This window comes from Streptomyces sp. NPDC001920, assembly GCF_053594495.1.
Genome location: NZ_JBSFEP010000012.1, coordinates 22,404 through 44,718 on the forward strand (window position 1 = coordinate 22,404; position 22,315 = coordinate 44,718).

Below are 22,315 nucleotides of genomic sequence, written 5' to 3' on the forward strand. Positions count from 1 at the left end.
AAGAAGCCCACGGCATCCGATCAGTTCGGATGCCGTGGGCTTCGGTCGTTCGCCGCCGAGTGACTTACGACCGGGTGACCTCCAGTATCTCGTCCACCATACGGATGGCCGGTGATATGGCAGACGACGGAGTTCCCAGGTTGGCGAGGGTCTCCCGCAAACGCCGCGCGAACCGCGTGACCCGGCGGGGATCAGGGGCATCGGCTCGAACAGCCTCGGTGAGCTGGGAGCGGTCGCGTTCGACGTCGTTCTCCTCATCCCCTGTGAGGCTGTCCGTGAGGAACTCGATCACCTCCGTCAGCTGGTCCAGCTTGCCCCGCAGTTCGGCCTGCGCCGTACCGGGGAGGGCTGCCGAAGGACTGCCTCCGGACGCCTCCGCCGCCTTCCCGCCTGTGCGCCGCAGTTCGGGCACGGCTTCTTCCAGGGCCTTGCGCAGTTCCAGGGCGCTGGGGAAGCGGGCGTCGGGGCGCTTGCTCACGGCCTGCCATACGGTGCTGTTCAACAGCCCGTACCCGGGGAGCGGCGGCGGGCCGGACCGGAACGACTCCTCGTCGGCGTAGGGCAGGGCGCCGGACGGGTGCAGCAACTGGTAGAGGATCGCCGACAGCGCGAACACGTCGTCCTGCGGCGAGGCCACCCGTGACGTGCCGCCGCGGGCCTCGGGCGGCGCGTATACCGACGGAGGCCCGGCTGGAAGCAGGGGCTTGTCAGGCACGAGGTCGGCGCCGTATCCCCAGTCCAGCACATGCAGCTCGCCCGGGTCCTCCCCGACCAGCACGAGGTTCTCGGGACGGAGGTTCCCGTGCGTGATGTGCCGGGCGTCGAGCATCCCGTGCAGGGTGACGCACGCGTCGGCGATCCAACGAGCCGCGTCGACGGGGCTGATCCCGACGCTTCCGGCCAGCCTGGCGTCGAGTTTCTGCCGCAGACTGACCCCTTCCACCGCGCGGAACAGCACCCAGTCCCCGCAGCAGGACAGCATGTCGGGTACACCCGGAACGTTGCTCGTGGGGTCGTGCAGGATCTCGTTGAGGCGGGCCAGGGCACCCCGGTGACCGGGGTGGTGGCGGGCCACCAGCGGCTCCGGATGACTGGGGTGCTGCACCAGGCACGTCTTCGGCCCGTCGCCGTCCTCGCGGCTGACGACCAGGTAGCCCGCACTCCTCAGGGCCTCCTCGTCGGCCTGCCAGCCGGACTGCGTGCGCTCGGAGTTCTGCGGCCGCCGCTTGTCCAGCCAGGTACGCACGATCTCGTTGATCCACTGCCACTCGTCCTGCGCCTTGACGAGGATGCCGAACGCGCGCAGTGCCTCCAGGTCCTTGAACTCCGTGCCGAGCTGCGCCTTCACCGCGGCGTCGGACGCGCCCTCGTCGATGAGCCCGGCGATCTTGTGCAGCAGTTCCAGGGCTTGCTCGCGGCGTCCCACACCGTAGGGGTCGAGCAAACTGATCACCGCGTCGTCGTCGGCCACGACCCGCTGGAACGCCTTCTCCACGAGGTCGCTGTCCACGATCGTCCGCTGCTCCTCGCGCAGCAGTTCCAGGACCGCACTGCCGAGCATGTGAATGTGCTGGGGGTGCCCCTTGGTACGGTCCCACACCCGTGCGGCGGCCTCGGGCATCACATCGACGGGCGGCAGGAACCCCTGATGGAAGGCCTGCAGCGTGGCTTCCATGTCCAGCGGCCCGATGACGTACGGCGTGGTGAACTCCTGCTGGAACCGGGTGCCCTCCAGCAGTTCCCTGATCCCCTCGGTGGTGGCGGCCCCGCAGAACAGCAAGGCCAGATCGCCCCCGTTCTTCAGTCCGCGCAGGTCGCTCAGCGCGGACTCCAGGGATCCGGACTCCTTGAGCCGGCACAGCAGATGCTGGAACTCGTCGAGGATCAGCAGCAGCCCCACTCTCTCCTGCCACAGTCGCTGCCGGACGTCCCGCCACCAGCGCAGAAAGTCCAGCGAACCGGAACCCTCGGGCATGCCGACGTCCGGTGCCTGGCCGTCAAGGGCCTGGTCCACGGCGAGGGCGACCGCCTTGGCGATGTCGGTCATCAGGTGGCCGTCCCCGTCGGCGGTCATCTCGGCGTTCAGATAGACGGGGAACACCCTCGGGATGCGCCACTTGCCGGGCGGCGGCAGTTCGGCGGCGCCGGGTGGACGCACCTTGCTGAGCTGGTACGCGATCGAGGTCTTGCCCGCCTGACGCGAGCCGGTCATGAACAGCGCCCGGGTGTTGGTGCGGGCTGCCTTCTCGTAGTGGTGGGTCAGGTCCTCCAGTTCCTTGGTGCGGCCGACGAACAAGTCCGGGTCCACCGGATCGCTCGGGTTGAAGCGCGCGGCCAGTCGCTGGTCATGCGGGTAGTCGGTGACCTGTGCCGTCAGTGTCTTCTCGGCCGGTTTGTCCGGCCTGTCGATCACACCCGAGGCGGTGACCGTCACTTCCTGGGCGTCACCGGCCAGGACGTAGCGTCGTGTCGCGGAGGAGTGGGGTTCCAGATCGCCCACCATGAACGTCTTGGTGTCGACGCGCACCGTGACCGGCCGCAACGGCTGGCGGAAGCTGGTGACTTCGACCTTGATCTCGACGGGTCCGGTGCCCAGTCGGGTCGCCCTGTGCACCGCCAGATCGAGTCGGCGCTGGACTCCGCCGCTCTTGAGGTGATGCCGCGCCACCTCGTCCCACGCCGCGTGCAGCGCGTCGGAGAGCTGGACGGCCGCCTCGCCGTGTGCCGTCGAGATGAGGTTCTTCGCGAGCCGGTGCTGCATGTGCAGCTCGCTCTCGACACGAGTCGCCGACTCGACAAGACCATGTGTCGTCCTGCCGGCCAGGCGGGAGGCCGTCTCGGGATCCTCCAGCCGCTCGGCCAGCCCCGTCCACAGTCCCCTCAACCTCTCCAGGGCAACGGCGTCCTGGGGTCCCGCCTCGGCCTTCAGCTGGTCGACGGCCGCGGTCAGGGCTTCCGCGAGGGGCCCGGATCGGCGGGCCGCCACCGCCTGGACCAGCTCCTTGGTCTCCTCCGGCAGAGCCTGCGGTTCCGTCTCCGAGGACAGGTCGTCGACATGGGCCAGGTCCTCGTCGCTCGGGTCGATGCCGACTTCGGGGAGGGTGACCAGGGCGTAGCGGTAGCCCTCCGCGAACGAGATCTGCTCGCAGAAGGACTTCAGCTTGTCCAGGGCCCTGCTCTTCTCCTCCGTGGTGGGCGCGTTCTCGACGAGCTTGTGCCAGATGGCGTAGGCGTCGCGCACCAACCCGTGTTCGGCGAGCAGCGTCGCGCAGTACTCGCGGGCCTCGCGCACCACCGGGCTGTCCAGGGCGGTCGCCGTGCGCCTTAGGTGGTCCTGGAGGAAGCACAGCAGCCGAGGGGTGTCCGTGCGCAGGTGCTGGACCATGCGCTCCAGGTGCCCCACGCCCAGGGGCGGTGCGACCGTGTCGTTGAGGATGTGGGGGACGTTGTACTCGATCGCCTGCGTGACAAGGGCGTCCGGCTCCTTGCCGGGTGGGCGGCGCAGCTCCCGGACCGCTTCCCGCGCGAGGTCGCGTTTGCGCTGCCGGTCGGCCAGCACCACCGCGATGGCCAGTGGCAGGTCGGAGGTACCCGGCCTGCGCCGCCGAGCGAACTCCAGGAGCAGTTTCGGCGCCACGGGGGCGCGGTTGGCGACGAGGTGGGTGAGCAGACCGGCCTGCGCGATCGCCTCCTCCGGCGAACCGTCGTGCAGCGTGAGGAAGAGTTCGAGGAGGCGGCCGGCCTCGGTGTAGTCACCCCGGTTGCAGGCCACCTGCACCTGTAGGCGTACCCCGTCCGGAAGGTGCCCGAGGGCTCCGGCGACGGCGGCCGCGTCGTCCACCATGCCGCACTTGAGCTGACAGGCCACCGTCGCCCGGCTCAGGGCGACGTTCCTGGGATGCTGCTCCAGCAGCTCCTTGAACAGCCTGGTCGCGGTCTCCCAGTCCTCTTCCGCGGCGGCTCGGAACGCGGGCTCGGCTCGCGTCCGCAGCGACGTGGACAGACGGCTTTCCAAGTCCGCCTGGTCGATCTTCGGCTGGAACCAGGTGAGTGCCTTCAGCCGCAGCGTGCGCACCTCGTCGGCGTACTCGTGCATCAGCTGCTGAATCGCCGGGTTCTCCCGCATGGCGGGGTTCTTGACCTTGGCCAGAACGCCCCGGTCGTCCCCCGGAAGGGGCGTCTGGCGGCTTGCGGCGCTCTCCCTGAGGACGGCCGCCTCCACGGACCGGCGGTTTCGCTGCAGCGCGAGGTCGGCGTACTTGAGCAGCGCCGCCTCGTCGTTCTGCCGCTGCGCCAGTTTGGCCAGGCTGAGGTGGATCTCGTAGCGGGAGTTGTTCCTGTGGTGCCGCTCAAGCAGCCTGCGCAACTCCCCGTCGCGGCCCAGCTCGCGGGAGATGCGCACCGCGGGGGCCAGCAGCGCGGATTCCGCTCGGGTCCGGTCGATCCATTGAAGAAGCAGGTCCCAGGCCTCCTCCGCCCGGCCGGCCGTTTCGAGTACGGCCGCCATCTCGGCGACGGCGTTCGGGTTGGGGTCGGTCACCAGCGCGAAGAGGTTCCGCATCGTCGCCAGGTACCGGGCGACATTGCCGGGCGGTCCGGACTGCATGGCCCGGCGCACCGCTGTACCGGCGGAGTAGAAGTTGTGGCTGGTGGGTGCGCCGCTGCATTGTGCGATCCGTCGGGCCGCCTCCCCCTCGGCGCTGTCGGCCGCGTCGCCGAGCCCGGCGACGGCCTGCTCGCCTGTGTCGGGCCGTGCGTTGCCGCCCCGGACCGGCAGCGGCTTGCTGCCCGCGGGGGTGGGCACCGGGCGGCCCACGGACGCGAACAGGGCGGTCAGGGCCCTGCGTTGCTCGTCGCTGTAGCTCCACGTGGACACACGAGCGTGGTACTCGAAGGTGGTGACGGCCTCCTCCACGTGACCGGACGCCGTGTAGGCGCAGCCCAGGTTCCACGCCGCGGCGCCGCCGAGCCAGTACCGGTCGGACACGCTGTCGTAGAAGGCGATCGCCTCCTCGGCCCGGGAGGCGCGCACCAGCGTCGCCAGGGCGTTGCCCAGGGCCACCGAGTGCCCGTCGCGTGCGGCTCTCAGCCAGGCGTCGGCGACGACCGAGGGGTCGGTGTTCGACGGCAGCTGCTGGGCGTCGTGGATGAGGGGGTCGGCCGCCGCCGGCCCGCCGATCTCCTGGACGTGGACCTCGGGCACGATCGCCGGATCCACGACGGCCCGCCGGGCGCTGGTGACCCGGGTCGGCGGTGAAGGCGGGTCGTAGTCGACCTCGCGCAGCCCGCCCTTGCGGACGGCCTGGTCCCGCAGGAACACCACGCGGGGCAGCCGCTCGGGCGGTGTCCAGGCCACGCAGTCCTGCAGCACCCGTACCGCCGTGCGGGGGTCGCCGCCGTTGATCAGCCACATGGCGAGGTCGCGGCTGAGGAAGGAGTCACGGCACTGGTTGACCAGGCCGATCAGTCGTTCCGTGATGTCGGTGCGGGGCACGGGGATGCCCAGGATCCGCAGCTGGGAGGTGAGCACGCCGACGATGACGGGTTCACGCAGCGAGGTCCACGTGGTGGCCTCCAGGACGTCATGGAGGCCCTGCGTGCGCAGCTGGGTGGCGAAGAACTTCCGCCAGGCCTCGATGTCGTTGGTGCTGGCGGGCGGTGGTGCCGTGCCGGTGACGGGCACGGGCGTGGGCCGGATCTCGCTCCGGTCGCGCTGCTGGGCGCGCAGCTGCTGGAGGAGTTTCTCCGTCCAGTAGGCGGTGGCGCCCATCTGCTGGGCGCGTTGCAGGCGTTCCCCCGCGAGGGCGAGGTCCCCGGCGTCCACGGCGTTGCGGGCGAGTTCGAGGTGGTGCCGCCAGGTCGCCGCTCCGGCCGCCTCGATGCGGTCGACGACCGAACGGGCACCGGCCAGGTCGTTGCCCTCGCGGTGGATGCGCAGCAGCAGGAAGGCGCCGGGGGAGCGCGGGTTGGTCGACAGCAGATGCTCCAGCCGGGCCGCCGCCTCCTTCGCACGGCCCACGGCGTGCAGGTGTTTGGCTTCCTCTTCCGGCTGCGGGAGACCGGTGGGGGCACCGGGTGTACCAGCCGGTTCGGCTGCGGGGCGTACCTGGTGCAGGGCCATGAACTCCGTCATCGCACGCCGCTGGACGGGTTCCATGCGGGAGAGGATGTTCTGGAAGACGTCCAGGGCCTGAAGACTCTGCCGGGCGTAGCCGACGGCGGCGTATGCGGCGGCGATGTTCCACGCGGCCGCCGCGTTGATGTACTGGTAAGGCCCGAACCGCCGGTAGAGGTCGAGGGCGTCGGCGGCCCTGTCCGCACGGACCGCCCAGCCGATGGCGTAGCCGAGCGCGGCCGTGTTGCCCTCCTCGAGTGACCGTGCGTGCAGTCGCGCCTCCTCCTCCGGCGTGCGCGGCCCGGCTCCTGGGCCGCCGCCCGGCTCCGCGGCGTCGTCCGGCCCGTGGAACGGTCGTAAGTACGGGGTGAGGAGGTCTGCACCTGGTACGGCCTCGCCGACCGGCAGGCTCTCGGGTGGCAGCGGTGGATGGCCCTGAAGGAAGACACTCTCGGCTCGTTCCGTGTGGCCGAGGGCGCGCAGCGCGTCGTACTGCAGCTGCCACAGGGAGGGACGCAGGGCGGGGCGGGCCCGGCCCAGTGTCAGGTCGGTGAGTTCCAGGACCAGGTCGGGTGCGACGTGCAGCAGGTCACGGGCGATGCCGACCACGTCGGACAGTGGACCCGACTGGCCCAGCTGCTGTATGTCCCGCTCCAGTCGTGCCCGGTCAGCCGTCTGCTGCGTCGGGGTCCGGGCGGCGGCGAGGATGCGGGCGGGCAGCTCGTCGTCGTGGACGGTGCCCCCGGGCTCGGCATGGGTGGTGGGGGTGTGCTGTTCCGGTTCTATGGGCGCCGCTGTCGGCTCCGCGTCCTGCGGTTGCTGCGTAGGTGCCGGTTCCGGGTCGAGGGGCATGGCCTGCTCGGCCTGGGCGATGTAGGACTCGGCCGCACGCAGGTCACCGCCTTCCAGGTGTAGTTCCACCGTGCGCAGGTGAAGCCCTACGGCCTCGGCCGCCTTCCTGTCCTGGAGACCGGCAAGGGCCTGCCGCATGGCCGCCGCCCTGGCCTCCACGGCCGTGCGTCCGGCCAGCTCCTCCAGCATGTCCAGGCCCTGCCTGGCGTCGGGCAGATCACCGCGGACCAAGGCGTCGAGGATCAGACTGTGCAGGTCCTCACCCTCCCCGTCCGGATCCCGCGCCAGTCCCCGGAACAGGGTGTCCGCATGCTCGCGGATCCTCTCCAGCGGCTCAAGTGCCGGCGCGGTCACCTCGTCCGGCACGCCGGCCCCCCTTGCGGACAGGGCGATCAGATGCCGGTGCTCGGCGGCCGCCAGCATCAGCGCCTCTGCGGCGACCCGCGCCACCCAGCTGCCGTCGCCGTCGGCACGGGGCTCGTTCGGATCCGCGGAGGCGAACAGCAGCGCTTCGACGACAGGCGCCAGACCGGGGTCGAGCCGGTCCAGCGGCGGCATGGAGACGTCGGGCCCTTCCCAGGTGTGCTCGGCCGCGATCTCCAGCAGGTCGCGCAGCAGTTCGCAGACCTCGGCGGTGTTCTTCACCAGCACCGGCCAGCGTTTGCCGCTGCTGGGGACCGGCGCGAGATTGCCCTGGCCGCGGTGGGCGGTGTTGGCCCGGGCGACGAGCGTTTCCGGAGAATGCTCCAGCAGCCCGTGGTCGTCGACCACGCCCCGGCTGAGGTCATGCAGGACCGCTTCGACAGGCTTGACGAACAACGGTCGGGTGAACGTGCGGTCGACACCCGCGAGGCGGTCCTTCTCCGCCCGCAGGTGGTCGGCCCGCGCGCGCAGCGCCAGCGATCCGGTGGCCCGGCGCATCACGGCGCCATGCCGAGTCACCAGTTCGTGCAGATGCTGGTACACGGGCTCGGGCAACGCACGACGGGCGTAGAAGTAGCGCTGGCTGGTGCGCCCGGACCAGGCGATCTCCGCCCAGTCCAGCAACTCGGCGAGCGCATGCTCGTCCACGGCCGCCGCGCGTTGGCACAGCCGGGGCAGCAGCAGGACGTGTGGGCTGGGGCTGACCACTCGCTGCGCCGCCGGCACCAGCACCGACGACGCCATGGCGACCCTGCGGTGCAGGAACACCGCGAACGGCCCCACGCCCTTGAGCACCGCCGGGGAGTAGCTCCCCTCGGCGCTGCGCCCTCGGCCGGACAGGAACAGTTCGAGATCCCGGGCTGCCGTCGAGATCCCGTCGGAGTTCATCACGGACACGTGACCCCCGTTGTGCCTCGTGCATCAAGTGGAGAGGAAGAAGGGGCAGTCTATCGGCAGTGGACTTGAACAGGACCGGAGTTGACAATGAATCGGCCCGGTCGAAGGGCCGGGCCGCCGCACGCCCTCGTCTCAAGGAACCTGCCTAAGTGAAGCTCTTCATCAGTTGGTCCGGTGACAAGGCCCGGCAGTGCGCCTTGGTCCTGGAGGAGTGGATCAAGAAGATGAACCACACCATCCAGCCGTTCTGCTCGCCCACCGGCATCGCGAAGGGTGAGCTGGCGAGGGTCAGGATCGCTGAGGAACTGCGGGAGTCCGACGTGGGCATCGTGTGTGTCACCCGCGGCAACCAGACGGCCCCCTGGCTCAACTTCGAGGCAGGAGCGTTGTCGAAAGCGGTCTCCTACAGCCGGGTCATGCCGTTCCTCATCGATCTGCGGGACAAGGACCTCAAGTCCGGGCCGCTGGCGAGCTTTCAGGCCACCGACTCCTCCGACAAGGATCATGTGTGGGAGATGGTCAAGACGATCAACGATGCGTGCGCCAGCCCGGTGCAACCCGGCGTTCTGCGGAGCCATTTCGACAAGTACTGGGGAGAACTCGACGCGAAGCTGCAGAGGATCAGGGCGACGGCGGAGCCGGTGACCGAGGAGCCCCGGAAGACGCCCGAGATCCTCAACGAGCTCGTCCGCCTCGTCCGGGACCAGAACATCAGACTCCAAGTGCTGGAACGGAGACTGGAGGCGGCCGGAACGGCCTCGGCGGTCACCACTCCTGCCCGGCCGGACCCGGACGTCCCCGTGAATGACGGCGTGGATGTCGCCTGGAATTTGGCGGTCGTCCAGGGCGTCCACAAGATCATCGACAAGCGTCACATCCAGGAGATGAGCCCGGCGAGGACTGGGATCACCGTGCGCTGTGACGCTGAGGGGCATCGTCGTGCCACCGAGAACTACGGGCTGCTGCAGACGCTCGCCAGCCATCTCGGCACCGCGATCGAGGTCACCGATGACGAGCAGACCCTGGTCTTCGAACCTTGATGTCCCGGTGAAGGAGTCCCCCTGTCCGCCCTGATCGCCGCGCTGGTCACCGCCATCGCCAGCGTCCTCATCGCCGTCCTCGCCTACGTGCTCAATCAGCGCGGGGAACTCGCACGCGCCCGCCGCCAGGCACGCCTGGAGCGTGTCGACTCCCAGCTGCGGGATCTGTACGGGCCGCTCCTGGTGCTCGTGGAGTCGAACGAGCGGACCTGGGACGCCTTCCGCAGGCAGCATCTACCGTCGGCGGAGGAACGTCGGCGGGGCGCGCAGCTGACCGAGGAACAGCGCAAACTCTGGCGCCGCTGGGTTCTCACGGTGTTCTTGCCGTCGGCGCGCCGGATGCGGGATGTCATCGTGGACCACGGCGACCTGTTCATCGAGGACCGGATCCCGCACGTAGTCCTCGACTTCTGCGCCCACATCGCCTCGTACGAGGTCACGGTGGCCGAGTGGGAGGCGGGGGAGGAAGGGAAGGCTCTCGTGAGCCACCCGGGGGCGGACTTCGTGGTCTACGTCCGGGAGTCGTACCGGAATCTCAAGGAAACCCAAGCCGAGGTACTCAACGCCCAGGTGTGACACCGCCTGCCGGTCGGGCTGCGCCGGTCTGAACGGTCTGCTCCCTTCCGCGAAGGCGAGCTGTAGCCCTAGCGGGCAAGTATTCCGGCCGCTCCTGGGGATCGTCACGCTCGCCGGCCGGCCCGCCGCCCTCGCCGCCGCCCGGCGGAGCAGAAGAAGCCCACGTCATCCCGCCACTCCGGATGCCATGGGCTTCCGTCCCCGGCCGGCCGGCTATTGCTTCCAGGCCCAGTGCAGGCGGTCCAGCCCGCTCTGGTTGTTCAGCCGCAGGCTCAAGTCGGTGCCCGTGCCCTGGAGGGTGGTGAGGGAGTAGGTGTCCCCGTTGCGCAGGCCGGGCCAGTAGACCGAGCCCAGGCCCATCTCACGGATGGTGTCGGTGGCGGCCTGGATGTAGGCGATCTCGTGGGAGCCGTTGACGGGCCCCGTGTAGTTCAGACCCGAGGTCATGGTGGCGCCGAACTCGTCGAGGACGGTCCGCGAGGCGCAGGTGCCTATGCGCTGCCGGAAGTCCTGCTTCCACTGGTCGTAGCCGGTCCAGTCGGTGTGCCAGAAGCCGTAGTTGTGCAGGGCCAGCCGGGTGCCGTCCAGTCGGCTGTCGGCGCACACGGGCTTGACGTCCTCGCTGTACTTGACCCCTCCGATGAGGATCCGGTGGCGGGGCACGAAGCGGTGGGTCGTCACCCAGCGGGCGGCGATGTCGCGCCATTCCTGGGAGGTGTATCCGAACGGCTCGTTCATCGGCTCGAAGTGCACCCGGGAGTCGCGTGCGTACGCCGAGGTGATCCGTGCCCACATCCGGTCGTAGGCGGCCCGGTCGTCGATCCTGCCGTCCTTGGCGTTGTCGGCCTCCCAGTAGCCCAGGATGACCTTGAACCCCTTCTTGCTCGCGGCGTCGATCGCTCCCTTGTAGGACTTCCAGAAGGGGCCGTTGACGGACGTCGGGTTGACCGGCAGCCGGACGGTGTTGGCCCCCAGCTCGGCAAACCCGCTGATGATCGCTTCCGACTTGGCGTACGTGGTGGCGTAGTCGTCGGAGGTCGACAGGCCCGAGGGCACCACCGCGTCATCGGCGTAGTTGTCGCGGGGGTCGGCCCAGTTCACCCCGTGGAAGTCGCTGACGGGCGGCACGGCCGCGCTGCCCGAGGTGGAAGAGGCGGACGCGGGAGAGGTGAGCGCTCCCCCGAACGCCGTCACGCAGGCCAGCAAGGCGCCGAGGCAAGCTGTCCGGCGATGGTTCTCTCGTGGCACGGCATCCCCTTCTGAGCAGTTGTGTTCGCAACCCACCGCACACAGGCGTCGCGGACTCGATGGCTCCGCAAACTAGAAGACGATCCCAACAGAGGGCAACACATCTGCACACAAAGTTTCATTCAGGGGTCGGTCCCTCAGGAGCAGACCTTGCCGTCCTCGGGCACCCTCCCCTTGAGCAGATACGCGTTCACCGTGGAGTCGACGCAGTCGCTCCCCTTTCCGTACGCGGCGTGGCCCTCGCCCTTCCAAGTGATCATCACGCCGACGCCCTTGCCCAGCTCGTCCGCCATGCGCCGGGTGCCCTCGTAGGGTGTGGCCGGGTCGCCGGTGTTGCCGACGAGCAGGATCGGCGCCGCACCCGGGGCGCTCACCTCGGGGGTGTCGTACTGCCCGGGCACCGGCCAGTCGTGGCACCAGCCGGCCGTGTCCCAGCCCAGCATGGGTCCGAACACGGGCGAGATCTTCTCGAAGCGCGGCAGCAGCTTCTTCGTCTCCTCGACGGTGGGGCGCTGCTTGTCGTCCAGGCACGATATGACTCGTTGCGAGTGGTTCCCCGTCATGTAGTGCCCCGAGGTGTCGCGGTCGTTGTAGTCGTCGGCGAGTGCCAGCAGTTCCGTGCCGTCTCCCTGCTCGGCCGCCTCCACTGCACTGGTCAACCTCGGCCAGCTCGCCTCGCTGTACAGCGGGTACAGCAGACCTATGAGTGCGAGTGCCTCGGTGAGCTTGCGGTCGGAGGACGTGGGCAGCGGGTTCGCGTCGATCCGCCTCAGCAGGTCCACGATCTTCCGGGTTCCGTCCTCGGTGCTCTGACCGGTGGACTTCAGGTAGTTGTCGAGGGCGCGTTGGAAGCCCCTGGTCTGGTTCTCGGCGTGGCCCACGGCGTCGGCGCTCGGGTCGGAGACCGCGTCGAGGACGAGCCGGCCCACGTTCTCGGGGAAGAGGTGGGCGTAGACGCCGCCGAGTTCGGTGCCGTAGGAGATACCGAAGTAGTGCGTCTTCGTGTCCCCGAGGACCTGGCGCATGAGGTCCATGTCGCGCGCGGTGTCGGTGGTCGACACATGCGCCATCAGCGTTCCCGCGGACTTCTGGCAGCCCTTGCCGAAGGCGGCGGCGTCCCGGAAGTAGGCCGTCTCCTCGGCCGAGGTGTCCGGGGTGATGTCCACGGACTCCGAGGCTTCGATCTCCTTGTCGCTGCGGCAGCGCAGGCCCTCACTGGCGCCCACCCCGCGCGGGTCCCAGCTCACGAGGTCGTAGCGCTTGCCGAGCTCGGTGACGGAGGAGGCGTACCACGGCAGTGTGGACACCCCTGAGCTACCGGGGCCGCCGAAGTTGAAAAGGAGCGAGCCGATGCGGTCACCGCCGTCGGCCTTGGCGCGGATCAGCGCGAGGTCGATCGTCTCGCCGTCCGGCTTCGCCCAGTCCAGCGGTGCTTCGAGGGTCGCGCACTGCCATGCGCCGCCCGGTTCGGGGGAGTCCGCTGTGGCCTTGCAGTCTCCCCAGTGGAGTCTCTGCGAGGTCAGCGAGGCCGGGAGTGGGGTCGTCGAGCCGGCGGACGCCGAACCCGTCCCGCTCGCCTCACCACTGCCCTCGCCGCCGGACGAGCCGCCGCTGCAGCCCGTCACCAGGAGCGCGGCGGCGGCCGTCAGGGCCGTCCAACGCACAAAACGCGCCATGCTCTTCCCCCTCGCAGGCCGTCCGCACGCTGCCGCGGATGGCGGTCAGGCCATAGTAGGCGGATCGAGAAAAGCCCGTCGGAGCCTGTGGATAACCTTCTGACCTGCAGTTTCAGTGATCTCTTACGAGCAGACGGTGCCCGCTGCCGGTACCTTCCCGTCCAGCAGATAGCCGTTCACCGCGTCCTGCACGCACCTGTTCTTGCTGTTGTACGCCCCGTGTCCCTGCCCCCGGTACGTCAGCTCGACGCCCACACCCTTGCCCAGCGCCTGCACCATCTTGCGTGCACCCTCGTACGGCGTGGCGGGGTCGCCGGTGTTGCCCACGACGAGGATCGGTGCCGAGCCGGGCGCGCTCACGTCGGGATGGTCGGCCTCACCCGCCACCGGCCAGTCGGTGCAACTGATCATGGACCAGGCGAGGAACTCCCCGAACAGGGGCGAGGCCGCGCGGAACTCGGGCAGCTTCTGCTGCACGTACTGCGGCGTGTACCGGGGCTTGTCGTCCGCGCAGTTGATGGAGATGTTGGCCGGGGTGATGTTGCTGTACTCACCGTTCTTGTCGCGTCCGTTCATGGAGTCGGACAGCAGCATCAGGATCTGGCCGTTGCCGCCGTACGCCTGTTCAAGCCCTTGGGTGAGGTAGGGCCAGAACTCCTGCGAGTACAGCGCCTGGGCGATGCCGCCGGCCGCGGCCGACTGTGTCAGCTGGCGCGGGAGGATACCGGGGATCGGCGTGCTGTCGAGGTCCGCCAGCAGGTCGGCGATGCGGTCCTTGACGTCCTGGGCGGTGTCTCCGATGGGGCACGCCTCGGTCTTGGACGTGCAGTCCTCGGCGAAGTTGTCGAGCGCGCGCTGGAAACCCCTGGCCTGCCCGAGTGAGCCCTGTTCGGGATTCTGCGTCGGGTCGACCACGGCGTCGAAGACCGCACGGCCGACGTTCTTGGGGAAGAGGTGGGCGTAGACGCCGCCGAGTTCGGTGCCGTAGGAGATGCCGAAGTAGTGCAGTTTGTCGTCACCGAGGACCTGGCGCATCAGCTCCAGGTCACGGGCCGCGTCGGTGGTGCGCACGTGCGGCAGCATCCCGTCGGAGTTCTCCTCGCACGCCTCGTTGAAGTCCTTGGTCGCAGCCACCAGTTCGGTCCGCTCGGCGGTGTCGTCCGGCGTCGCGTCCTGCTGGAAGTAGGCGTCGAGCTCCTGGTCGCTCTCGCACCGCACGGGTTCGCTGCGGCCGACCCCACGAGGGTCGAAACTGACCAGGTCGTAGCGGCTGCGCAGCTTCTCGTAACCCTCGCCGAAAGCGGGCAGCGTGGTGACGCCCGAACCGCCGGGGCCGCCGAAGTTGAAGATCAGGGAGCCGATGCGCCGGTTCTCGTCGCCGCTGGTCCTCGCCCGGATCAGCTCGATGTCGATCGTGTCGCCCTTGGGGTCGTCCCAGTCGCGGGGCGCCTTCATCGTGGCGCACTGCCAGCCGTCTCCGCCCGGCAGGGGTGACGGGCTGCCCCCGCCGCCCTGAGCCTGGGAGGGTGCCGGGCAGTCCTCCCAGCTCAGTTCCTGGGCTGTCAGGTCCTGTTCCCCGGAGCTGTCGTCGCTGCTGCAGCCCGCCAGCACGGAGGACAGCAGCAGTGCGGTGGCGGTCAGGGCGGCGGCGCGCGTCCGGGCAGGGTTCGGCATGGTCTCATCCTGCGGTCGTGTGGGGTGGGGCGCTCGGAGCGCGGGCCGTACGAGGGACCGCGACGCCTCACCTCCTGTGCCTTACAACGTACGACGCCGTCCTGCTCGTACGACAAGGCTTTTGATGCGAAAAGACCGTCATGCGGGGGTGTCGCGACCGGGCGAGATCGTCGCCGTCGGCGTCCCCGGCGCCGCCCCGTGGCCGATGCGCCGCGCGACGGCCGCTACAGCGCGCCCTTGCGTGTGAGGTGGTTGAAGGCGAGCCATCCCGGCAGTACCGGCAGCCACAGCGTCAGCAGCCGGAACAGCAGCACCGCGGGCGCGGCGACCTCGCTTTCCAGGCCGACGGCGATCAGACCGACGGTCAGGGTGGCTTCCACGGCGCCCACGCCGCCCGGGGTGGGGGCGGCGGAACCGAGTGCGTTGCCCGCGAGGAAGACGACGGCCACGCTGGCGATGCTGATCGAGGTGCCCTCGCTGCCGAAGGCCCGGATGGACGCGTCGAGGCACATCACGAAGCACGCGGTCAGCAGCAGCATGCCGCCGATGCCGGTGATCAGCTTCTGCGGCCGCTGGAGTACGTCGAGCATGCGCGGCACGACGCCCGCGAAGAGCGACCTCACGCGCGTGACGACGAATTTCCGCAGGAACGGCACCGAGGTCACCACGAGCACCAGCACCGCCACCGTCAGCAGACCCGCGATGACCGTCCGGGACGGCGACAGCGACGGGGTCTTCTCGGTGCCGGTCAGATAGCCGAACGACAACAGCATCAGGATGTGGCAGCCGAGCCCGAACAGCTGCGACGCGCCGACACTCGCCACCGCGAGCCCCGGCCGCACGCCCGCGCGCTGGAGGAAGCGTGTGTTGAGGGCGACGCCGCCCACCGCCGCGGGGGCGACGATCTTCACGAAGGACCCGGCGACCTGCGCCGCCACGGTCCGCCGGAAGGGCACCCGCTCGGGCACGAACCCCAGCAGCGCCATCGCCGCCGCGAGGTAGCTGGCCGCCGAGAAGAGCACCGCCGCGGCCACCCAGCCCCACTGCGCGTTGGAGATGAGCGGGCCGAACTCGATGTGCGTGAGCTGCGTCAGCAGGAAGTACGCGCCGATGGCACCCGCGATGAAACTGATGAGCGTACGTGGCCGCACTCGCTCCAGCCGGGCCGGTTCGACGGGCGCCTGCGGCCTGATCCGCAGCACCTCGTGCCGGATCTGCGTGAGCAGATCCTCCTCGCGCGCCTCCTCCAGTGCCTCGTCGATGGCCCGCTTCTCAGCCCGCGCCTGTGCCCGCACGGTCTTCTTGTCCGGCTTGCCGGGTACGGCCGCGGCGTCGCCCGTGTCCTCCTCGCTGCGGGCGTGCTTGGCGTGCCGGGATGCCTCCAGCACCGCCTCGCGCTCCCGCTCGGCACGCTCGCGGGCGAGTCGGCGCAGCGTCGCGCGCGTGGAGCGGCTCAGTGCGATGGGCTGCAGCATCGGCAGGCAGTCGGCCACCGCGTCGGGGCCGAGCACGCTCACCGCCGTGGCCACCGCGCGCTCGGCTCCCACCCGCAGGCCCAGCGTCACCAGCAGCTGGGAGATGTCCATGCGCAGCAGCAGAGTGTTCGCCGCGATCTCACCGATGCGCAGATCTGTGATGATCACTTTGCCGGAACGATCCACCAAAATCGCGTCGCCGACCAGTCTGCGGTGCGCGATGCGACGCGACTGCAGCGCCTTGACCTGGTGCCATGTGCCCTGCAGCAGGTCGTCGGTGATCTCGTCGTCCGGCAGCGAGTCCAGGGTGCGCCCGCCGGTGTGCTCGTAGACGAGCATCACGGCGTCCGGACCGAGCTCGGAGGTGGCGATGAGCTTCGGCGCGTTGGCGCCCGCCGCGATGGCCGCGTACGCGAGCAGCGCCTCCTGCTCCAGGGCCTGACGCAGCGACTGCAGGCTGCTGCGGGTGGCGAACCCGCGCAGCGTCAGATTGCGCCACGCGCGATAGAAGAAGCCCTGCGCCTGCTGCTCCCGGTCGACCACCGTCACATCCAGCGGTGGGCCGTCCTCCAGGGTGACGAAGTAACGCCGGCCGCGGTCGGTGGTCGTCTCGTGGGTGTCGGCGACCTCCTCGCGCGCCGCGCTCACCGGGCGGAAGCCCACGTGCCGCAGGCCCGCCATCAGGGTCCGTCCGGTGGGCCGCACATTGGGGGAGCCGACCGCGTACAGCGTGCCGTAGGCGACGGTCCAGCCGATCAGCAGCGTCAGCAGGATCGAGAAGGGCGTGGTGTAGCCGGTGACCAGCATGGAGAACGCGTACAGGACCAGGACCGCCCACAGGACCGCACGCCAGCGGGGTCTGCGGGACATGCCCACGGCCGTCATGTACGCGATGACGGGCGCGAGGTAGCCGTGCACCGGGTCCGTGAGGGAGCCGACGTCGCCGGGGGACGGCTGGGTGAGCGCGTCCCGGATGGACTCCGGGGCGGCCCGCGCCACCCACAGGTCGGTGGCGAGCGTCACCCCGTGCGCGAGGACCGCCGCGAGCACGCCGTCGGCGATCCGCAGCCCGTCGCGCTTGATCAGCCGCTCGATGGCGAAGGCGACGGGCACCAGGAGGATCGCGATGCTGGAGACGAGTCCGGCCAGCTTGCTGAACACGTCGGGTGCCTGGCCGGTGCCCTTGTTGATGTCCTGTTCCAGACCCGACGTGGTGCCGTGCGCGAACGCGGCGATCGCGAGCAGCAGGGCGATACCCAGCACGCCCACCAGAAGCCGCATCAGGTCCGACGGGCGGTGCACGCGCGCGGGCAGCAGCGGTTCGTCGCCCTCGACCTCGTCCGCATGGGCCTCGTCGAGGTCGTACGCGGCCTTGCCCTCGACGGCCTTTTGTCCGAGGGCCTTGCGCCCGGCGTCGCTCGTGCCGGCGCCGTTGTCCGGCGCGTCCTGCCCGGCGTCGGCCTTCTCGTCCTTGCCGCCGCCCCTGTCGTCGGCGTCCGTCTTGTCGCCGTTCGCGGTGCCCGGGCGCGACGAAGCGTCAGAGGTGCTCTCCGCGTCCTCCGGGTGCGCACCCTGTTGCTTCATCGTCTCTTCTTGATCTCGTATCACCAGTCACCGCCCGCACGATGGTGGCATGCCGCACCGACACACGGGGGCATCAGGGTGCAAATGCGGGGGCCGACAGTCTGCCCGAAGCGTCGCCCAGGGGCGAGGGATACGCACAGTGCCGAGCGCGTCACATTGTCGGTGGCGTGGGGCAGGATGGGGCGGATGAGCGAGGAGAGCCGTCCGGACGAGGCCCGTCCGGAGTACGACGACGCCCGCTCGGAGTACGCGGACGCGCTGCCGGAGTACGCCGAGAGGGTGCTTGAGGTCGCCGAACTGATCCCGCCGGGGCGTGTCATGACGTACGGGGACGTCGCGGAGTGGCTGGAGGAGGGCGGCCCGCGCCAGGTCGGCCGGGTGATGGCCCTGTATGGGGGAGCGGTGCCCTGGTGGCGCGTGGTCCGGGCGGACGGCGTCCTGCTGCCGGGTCACGAGCTGAGGGCGCTGGGGCACTACCGGGCGGAGGGCACGCCTCTGAAGGGGGCGAGCAGGGCCGCCGAGGGCCACCTTCCGCGCCTGGACATGAAGCGGGCGCGGTGGGACGGCGGCGAGCGCGCACTGGGTCACACCTGACAGCTTCCGCCATCGGACGGCCCTCGGTGTGACCCGTGATCCGTACGGGGGAAGAGGGGCACGTCTGTGGCATGACGTACGTTCGTGAGTCGAGGGACCCACGTGCCACGAGTGACCCGAGGGATGAGTCGGAAGCCCTGCTTCCGCGTCATCCGTCGGCGTAGCGTCGGCTGCACGTGTCGCCCTCATACCGCGGCCACCGCCCTCCACGCGCGAGGGGCGACCCACCAGCACACCCACCAGGACCGGCGAACCACGTGAGCTCCTCTTCCTCCATCAGGCGCCTGTCGCACCCCGGGGTACGGCAGGGGACCCGTGGCGCTTACCGGCTGGTGCGTACCCCTGTCGCCCAAGAGGCTCCCCCTCCTCTTGACGCCGCACAGCGTGCCGTGGTTGACCACGCGGCCGGCCCATTGCTCGTTCTCGCCGGTCCCGGCACGGGGAAGACCACCACGCTCGTCGAGTCGGTGGCGGCGCGCATCGCCCGTGGCGGGGACCCCGAACGCATCCTCGTGCTGACGTTCAGCCGCAAGGCCGCCGTGGAACTGCGCGACCGCATGGCGCTGCGCATCGGGGCGGCACGCGCGCCCCAGGCGACCACGTTCCACTCCTTCTGCTACGCCCTGGTCCGCGCCCACCAGGACAGCGACCTGTTCGTGGAGCCGCTGCGGCTGCTGTCCGGTCCCGAGCAGGACGTCACCGTCCGGGAACTGCTGGCGGGCCAGCCGGACCTGGAGCGGCTCGGGCTGGCGCACGTGCGCTGGCCGGACGAACTGCGCGCCTGCCTGACCACCCGCGGCTTCGCCGACGAGGTCCGCGCGGTCCTCGCCCGCAGCCGCGAACTGGGCCTCGGCCCCGAGGCCCTGGACGCCTTCGCCCGCCGCATCGGGCGCCCCGACTGGCGCACCGCGGCCTTCTTCCTCGCCGAGTACCTCGACGTGCTCGACATGCAGGGCGTGCTCGACTACGCCGAGCTCGTCCACCGCGCGGTGCTCCTCGCCCGCCGCCCCGAGGCCGGCGCCCGTATCGCCGCCCGGTACGACGCCGTGTACGTCGACGAGTACCAGGACACCGACCCGGCCCAGGTGCGCCTGCTGCGCGCCCTCGCCGGCGACGGCCGCACCCTCGTCGCCTTCGGCGATCCCGACCAGTCGATCTACGCCTTCCGGGGCGCCGACGTGAACGGCATCCTGGAGTTCCCCCGGGCCTTCCCGCGCGCGGACGGCCGTCCGGCGCCGGTCGAGGTCCTGCGCACCTCGCGCCGCTCGGGCGCCGCCCTGCTGACCGCGACGCGGCTGCTGACCCAGCGCATGCCCCTCACCAGGCTCCCGGCGGAGAAGGTCCGCGCCCACCGAGAGCTCGCCGCGGCCCGCGAGGGCGGCCGTGTCGAGGTCTTCACCTATCCGACATCCGGCACGGAACTGGACAACATCGCCGACATCCTTCGCAGGGCGCACCTCGAAGACGGCGTCCCCTGGAGTGAGATGGCCGTACTGGTGCGTGCGGGCGCGCGCACCATCCCGACCGTGCGCCGGGCGCTCACGGCCGCCGGCGTGCCCCTGGACATCGACGGCGACGACCTGCCCCTGCGCCACGAGCCCGCCGTCACACCCCTGCTGACTGCGCTGCGGGCGGTGGCCGGCGCGGAGGCGGGGGAGCGCGCGGCGCACCCCGAGGCGGAGGAAGCGGCGACCCGCGAGGCTTCCTCCGGGGTGGCGAGCGGGGCGGAGCCGAAGGGTCCGTCCGATGCGGCCGGGGTGGAGGAGTCGTCGTCGGGGGTTTCCTTGGCGTCGGCGGACGCGGGGTCGGCGGCATCGGGGGTTTCCGCCGAGAGGGCGGATGCGGAAGCGGTGACGCCGGATGCTTTTGTCGAGGCGGCGCGGACAGCAGGGCGGGAGGAGTCCTCGGAGGCCGTCCCCGGAGGAGAACCCGTCCTTCACGAGCCCCGGCCGGACGGCTGCTGGCTGGACACCGAAACCGCCCTCACTCTGCTCGCCTCGCCTCTGGCCGGCATGGACGCGGCCGATCTGCGCCGTCTCGGGCGTGCCCTGCGCGACGAGGAGCGGGCCGCGGGCAACCCCTTGCCGCCGCCCTCGGACGAGCTGCTCGCGCGCGCCCTGGCCGAGCCGGAGCGGCTGGCCGTGCACGACCCCTCGTACGCGCGCGGCGCCCAGCGTCTCGGCGCGCTGCTGCGCAAGGCCCGCGAGCGCCTCGCAGGCGGCGGTACGGCCGAGGAGGCGCTGTGGGACCTGTGGGAGGGCACACCGTGGCCCACGCGGCTGGAGCGGGCCGCCCGACGCGGTGGCGCGGCCGGACGCAACGCCGACCGCGACCTCGACGCCGTATGCGCCCTGTTCGCGACAGCGGCCCGCGCGGAGGAGCGCACGGGCGGCCGGGGCGCCCTGAACTTCCTCGCGGAGATCGACGCCGAGGACATCGCCGCGGACACCCTCACGCGGCGTGCCGTACGGCCCGACGCCGTGCGCCTGATGACCGCGCATCGCTCCAAGGGCCTGGAATGGCGCCTGGTCGTCGTCGCCGGGGTCCAGGAGGGCCTGTGGCCGGACCTGCGCCGCCGCGGTTCCCTGTTGGAGGCCGACCGCATCGGCCGTGACGGACTCGCCGAACCGCTCACCCCGGGCGCGCTGCTGGCCGAGGAGCGCCGCCTGTTCTACGTGGCCGCCACGCGCGCGCGTGAACGCCTCGTCGTCACGGCGGTGAAGGCGCCGGCCGACGACGGCGACCAGCCCTCCCGCTTCCTGACCGAACTCGGCGTCGAAGCGAAGGACGTCACGGGCCGCCCGCGCCGCCCCCTGTCCGTCGCGGCGCTCGTCGCCGAACTCCGGGCGACCACGGTCGACCCGCGCGTCTCCGATGCTCTCAGGGAAGCCGCCGCCCGCCGGCTGGCCCGGCTCGCCGCACTCGCCGACGAGGACGGCCGCCCGCTGGTCCCCTCCGCGCACCCCTACCGCTGGTGGGGCATGTTCGAACCGACCGAGTCCAAGATGCCGCTGCGCGACCGCGACCAGCCCGTCGTGCTGTCCGGAAGCGCCCTCGACCAGCTCGCCAACACGTGTGCCCTGCAGTGGTTCCTGGGCCGCGAGGTGAAGGCCGACGCGCCCGCGACCGCGGCTCAGGGCTTCGGCAACGTGGTGCACGTCCTCGCCGACGAGGTGGCCTCCGGACACACCCCGGCCGACCTCGCCGTCCTCATGGAGCGCCTTGAGTCCGTGTGGAACGCGCTCGCCTTCGACGCGCCGTGGAAGTCGGACCAGGAGAAGGCAAACGCGCGCGTGGCGCTCGAACGCTTCCTTGAGTGGCATGTGATGGACCGCGCGGGGCGCACACCGGTGGCGAGCGAGCACGACTTCGACGTGACCCTGGAGGCCGGCGACGTCGAGGTGCGCATCCGCGGCCAGATGGACCGCGTCGAGGCCGACGGCGAGGGCCGCGCCTACGTCGTCGACTTCAAGACCGGCAAGCAGGCGCCGAGCTCGGCCGAGGTGGCCCGCCATCCCCAGCTCGCCGTCTACCAGCTCGCCGTCCGCGAGGGCGCCGTCGACGAGGCCTTCGACGGCATACGTCCCGAGCCGGGCGGCGCCGAACTCGTCCAGCTGCGTCAGGGCGCCGCCAAGCGGGACGGCGGCGAGACACTGCCCAAGGTGCAAAGGCAGGGCCCCCTGGAGGGCCCGGAAGGGGCGTGGGTCGGCGAGCTGCTCGCCACGGCGGCGGGCAAGGTCCTCGACGAACGGTTCGCGCCGAGTACCGGCCAGCACTGCACGCACTGCGCGTTCCGGGCGTCGTGCAGTGCGCGACCCGAGGGGCGGCACGTGGTCGAGTGACCGGGGCCTTCGGGTGGCCGGTGCGGTCAGAGTGACCGGGGCCTTGGGGTGGCCGGTGCGGTCAGAGTGACCGTTGTGGTCGAGTGGTCGAGTGGTCGAGTGGCCGAGCGGCCGAGCGGTCGGGTGGCCGGTGGCGGCGGGCAGGCGGTGCGGCCGACCGGCCTGAGGTGTCGGGTTGGTGAGTGCGTCCGGGGTGCCGTGAGGTGACGTCGGCTGGGGAGCCCGAGGTGCCGGGCAGCCGGTCCGGTCGAGGGCCCTGAGGCGGCGCGAGCCGGGGGATCGAGCGGCCGACGGGTCCGCGGACCGGAGTGATCGATCG

9 protein-coding genes are annotated in these 22,315 nt (G+C 70.7%); 4 read left to right on the forward strand and 5 right to left on the reverse strand.

Annotated elements, in window-relative coordinates; all coding sequences use genetic code 11:
• Window positions 1-64: 64 nt before the first annotated feature.
• Window positions 65-8,278 carry a hypothetical protein gene (locus ACWCPI_RS21265; RefSeq protein ID WP_451039575.1) on the reverse strand — a complete coding sequence of 2,738 codons (8,214 nt, stop codon included), beginning with the start codon at window positions 8,276-8,278 and terminating at the stop codon, window positions 65-67.
• A gap of 158 nt (window positions 8,279-8,436) precedes the next feature.
• Here ACWCPI_RS21265 and ACWCPI_RS21270 point away from each other — a divergent pair, with 158 nt between their 5' ends.
• Window positions 8,437-9,327: a hypothetical protein gene (locus tag ACWCPI_RS21270; protein WP_451039576.1), complete on the forward strand. Its 891-nt coding sequence runs from the start codon at window positions 8,437-8,439 to the stop codon at window positions 9,325-9,327.
• Window positions 9,328-9,414: 87 nt separating this feature from the next.
• Complete coding sequence (locus ACWCPI_RS21275) at window positions 9,415-9,903, forward strand: hypothetical protein (RefSeq protein WP_451039577.1); 489 nt, start codon at window positions 9,415-9,417, stop codon at window positions 9,901-9,903.
• A gap of 213 nt (window positions 9,904-10,116) precedes the next feature.
• Here the strand turns inward: ACWCPI_RS21275 and ACWCPI_RS21280 are convergent, their stop codons facing one another.
• The 4 genes from ACWCPI_RS21280 to ACWCPI_RS21295 all read right to left on the reverse strand — a co-directional run bounded on the left by ACWCPI_RS21280 (window position 10,117) and on the right by ACWCPI_RS21295 (window position 17,560).
• Window positions 10,117-11,151 (reverse strand): glycoside hydrolase family 5 protein, encoded by a 1,035-nt coding sequence (locus tag ACWCPI_RS21280; protein WP_451039578.1) that lies wholly within the window; start codon window positions 11,149-11,151, stop codon window positions 10,117-10,119.
• A 137-nt stretch (window positions 11,152-11,288) separates the two neighbouring features.
• Entirely contained in the window at window positions 11,289-12,827 is a 1,539-nt protein-coding gene (locus tag ACWCPI_RS21285; RefSeq protein ID WP_451039579.1) for an alpha/beta hydrolase, read from the reverse strand.
• Between the two features lie 123 nt (window positions 12,828-12,950).
• Window positions 12,951-14,501, reverse strand: coding sequence for an alpha/beta fold hydrolase (locus ACWCPI_RS21290; protein ID WP_451039580.1), 1,551 nt, complete (start codon window positions 14,499-14,501; stop codon window positions 12,951-12,953).
• Window positions 14,502-14,725: 224 nt separating this feature from the next.
• Entirely contained in the window at window positions 14,726-17,560 is a 2,835-nt protein-coding gene (locus ACWCPI_RS21295) for a lysylphosphatidylglycerol synthase domain-containing protein (protein WP_451039581.1), read from the reverse strand.
• Window positions 17,561-17,746: 186 nt separating this feature from the next.
• Here ACWCPI_RS21295 and ACWCPI_RS21300 point away from each other — a divergent pair, with 186 nt between their 5' ends.
• Both ACWCPI_RS21300 and ACWCPI_RS21305 read left to right on the forward strand, forming a co-directional pair.
• Entirely contained in the window at window positions 17,747-18,154 is a 408-nt protein-coding gene (locus ACWCPI_RS21300; RefSeq protein ID WP_451039582.1) for an MGMT family protein, read from the forward strand.
• Window positions 18,155-18,411: 257 nt separating this feature from the next.
• Window positions 18,412-21,996, forward strand: a complete 3,585-nt coding sequence (locus tag ACWCPI_RS21305; RefSeq protein WP_451039583.1) for an ATP-dependent helicase — start codon at window positions 18,412-18,414, stop codon at window positions 21,994-21,996.
• Window positions 21,997-22,315: the final 319 nt, after the last annotated feature.

What these genes read in the sequence shown, in the direction of transcription:
- ACWCPI_RS21265 (WP_451039575.1), bottom strand. Translation starts at nt 8,278, where the DNA reads ATGAACTCCGACGGGATCTCGACGGCAGCCCGGGATCTCGAACTGTTC.
- ACWCPI_RS21285 (WP_451039579.1), bottom strand. Translation starts at nt 12,827, where the DNA reads ATGGCGCGTTTTGTGCGTTGGACGGCCCTGACGGCCGCCGCCGCGCTC.
- ACWCPI_RS21290 (WP_451039580.1), bottom strand. Translation starts at nt 14,501, where the DNA reads ATGCCGAACCCTGCCCGGACGCGCGCCGCCGCCCTGACCGCCACCGCA.
- ACWCPI_RS21295 (WP_451039581.1), bottom strand. Translation starts at nt 17,560, where the DNA reads ATGAAGCAACAGGGTGCGCACCCGGAGGACGCGGAGAGCACCTCTGAC.
- ACWCPI_RS21300 (WP_451039582.1), top strand. Translation starts at nt 17,747, where the DNA reads ATGAGCGAGGAGAGCCGTCCGGACGAGGCCCGTCCGGAGTACGACGAC.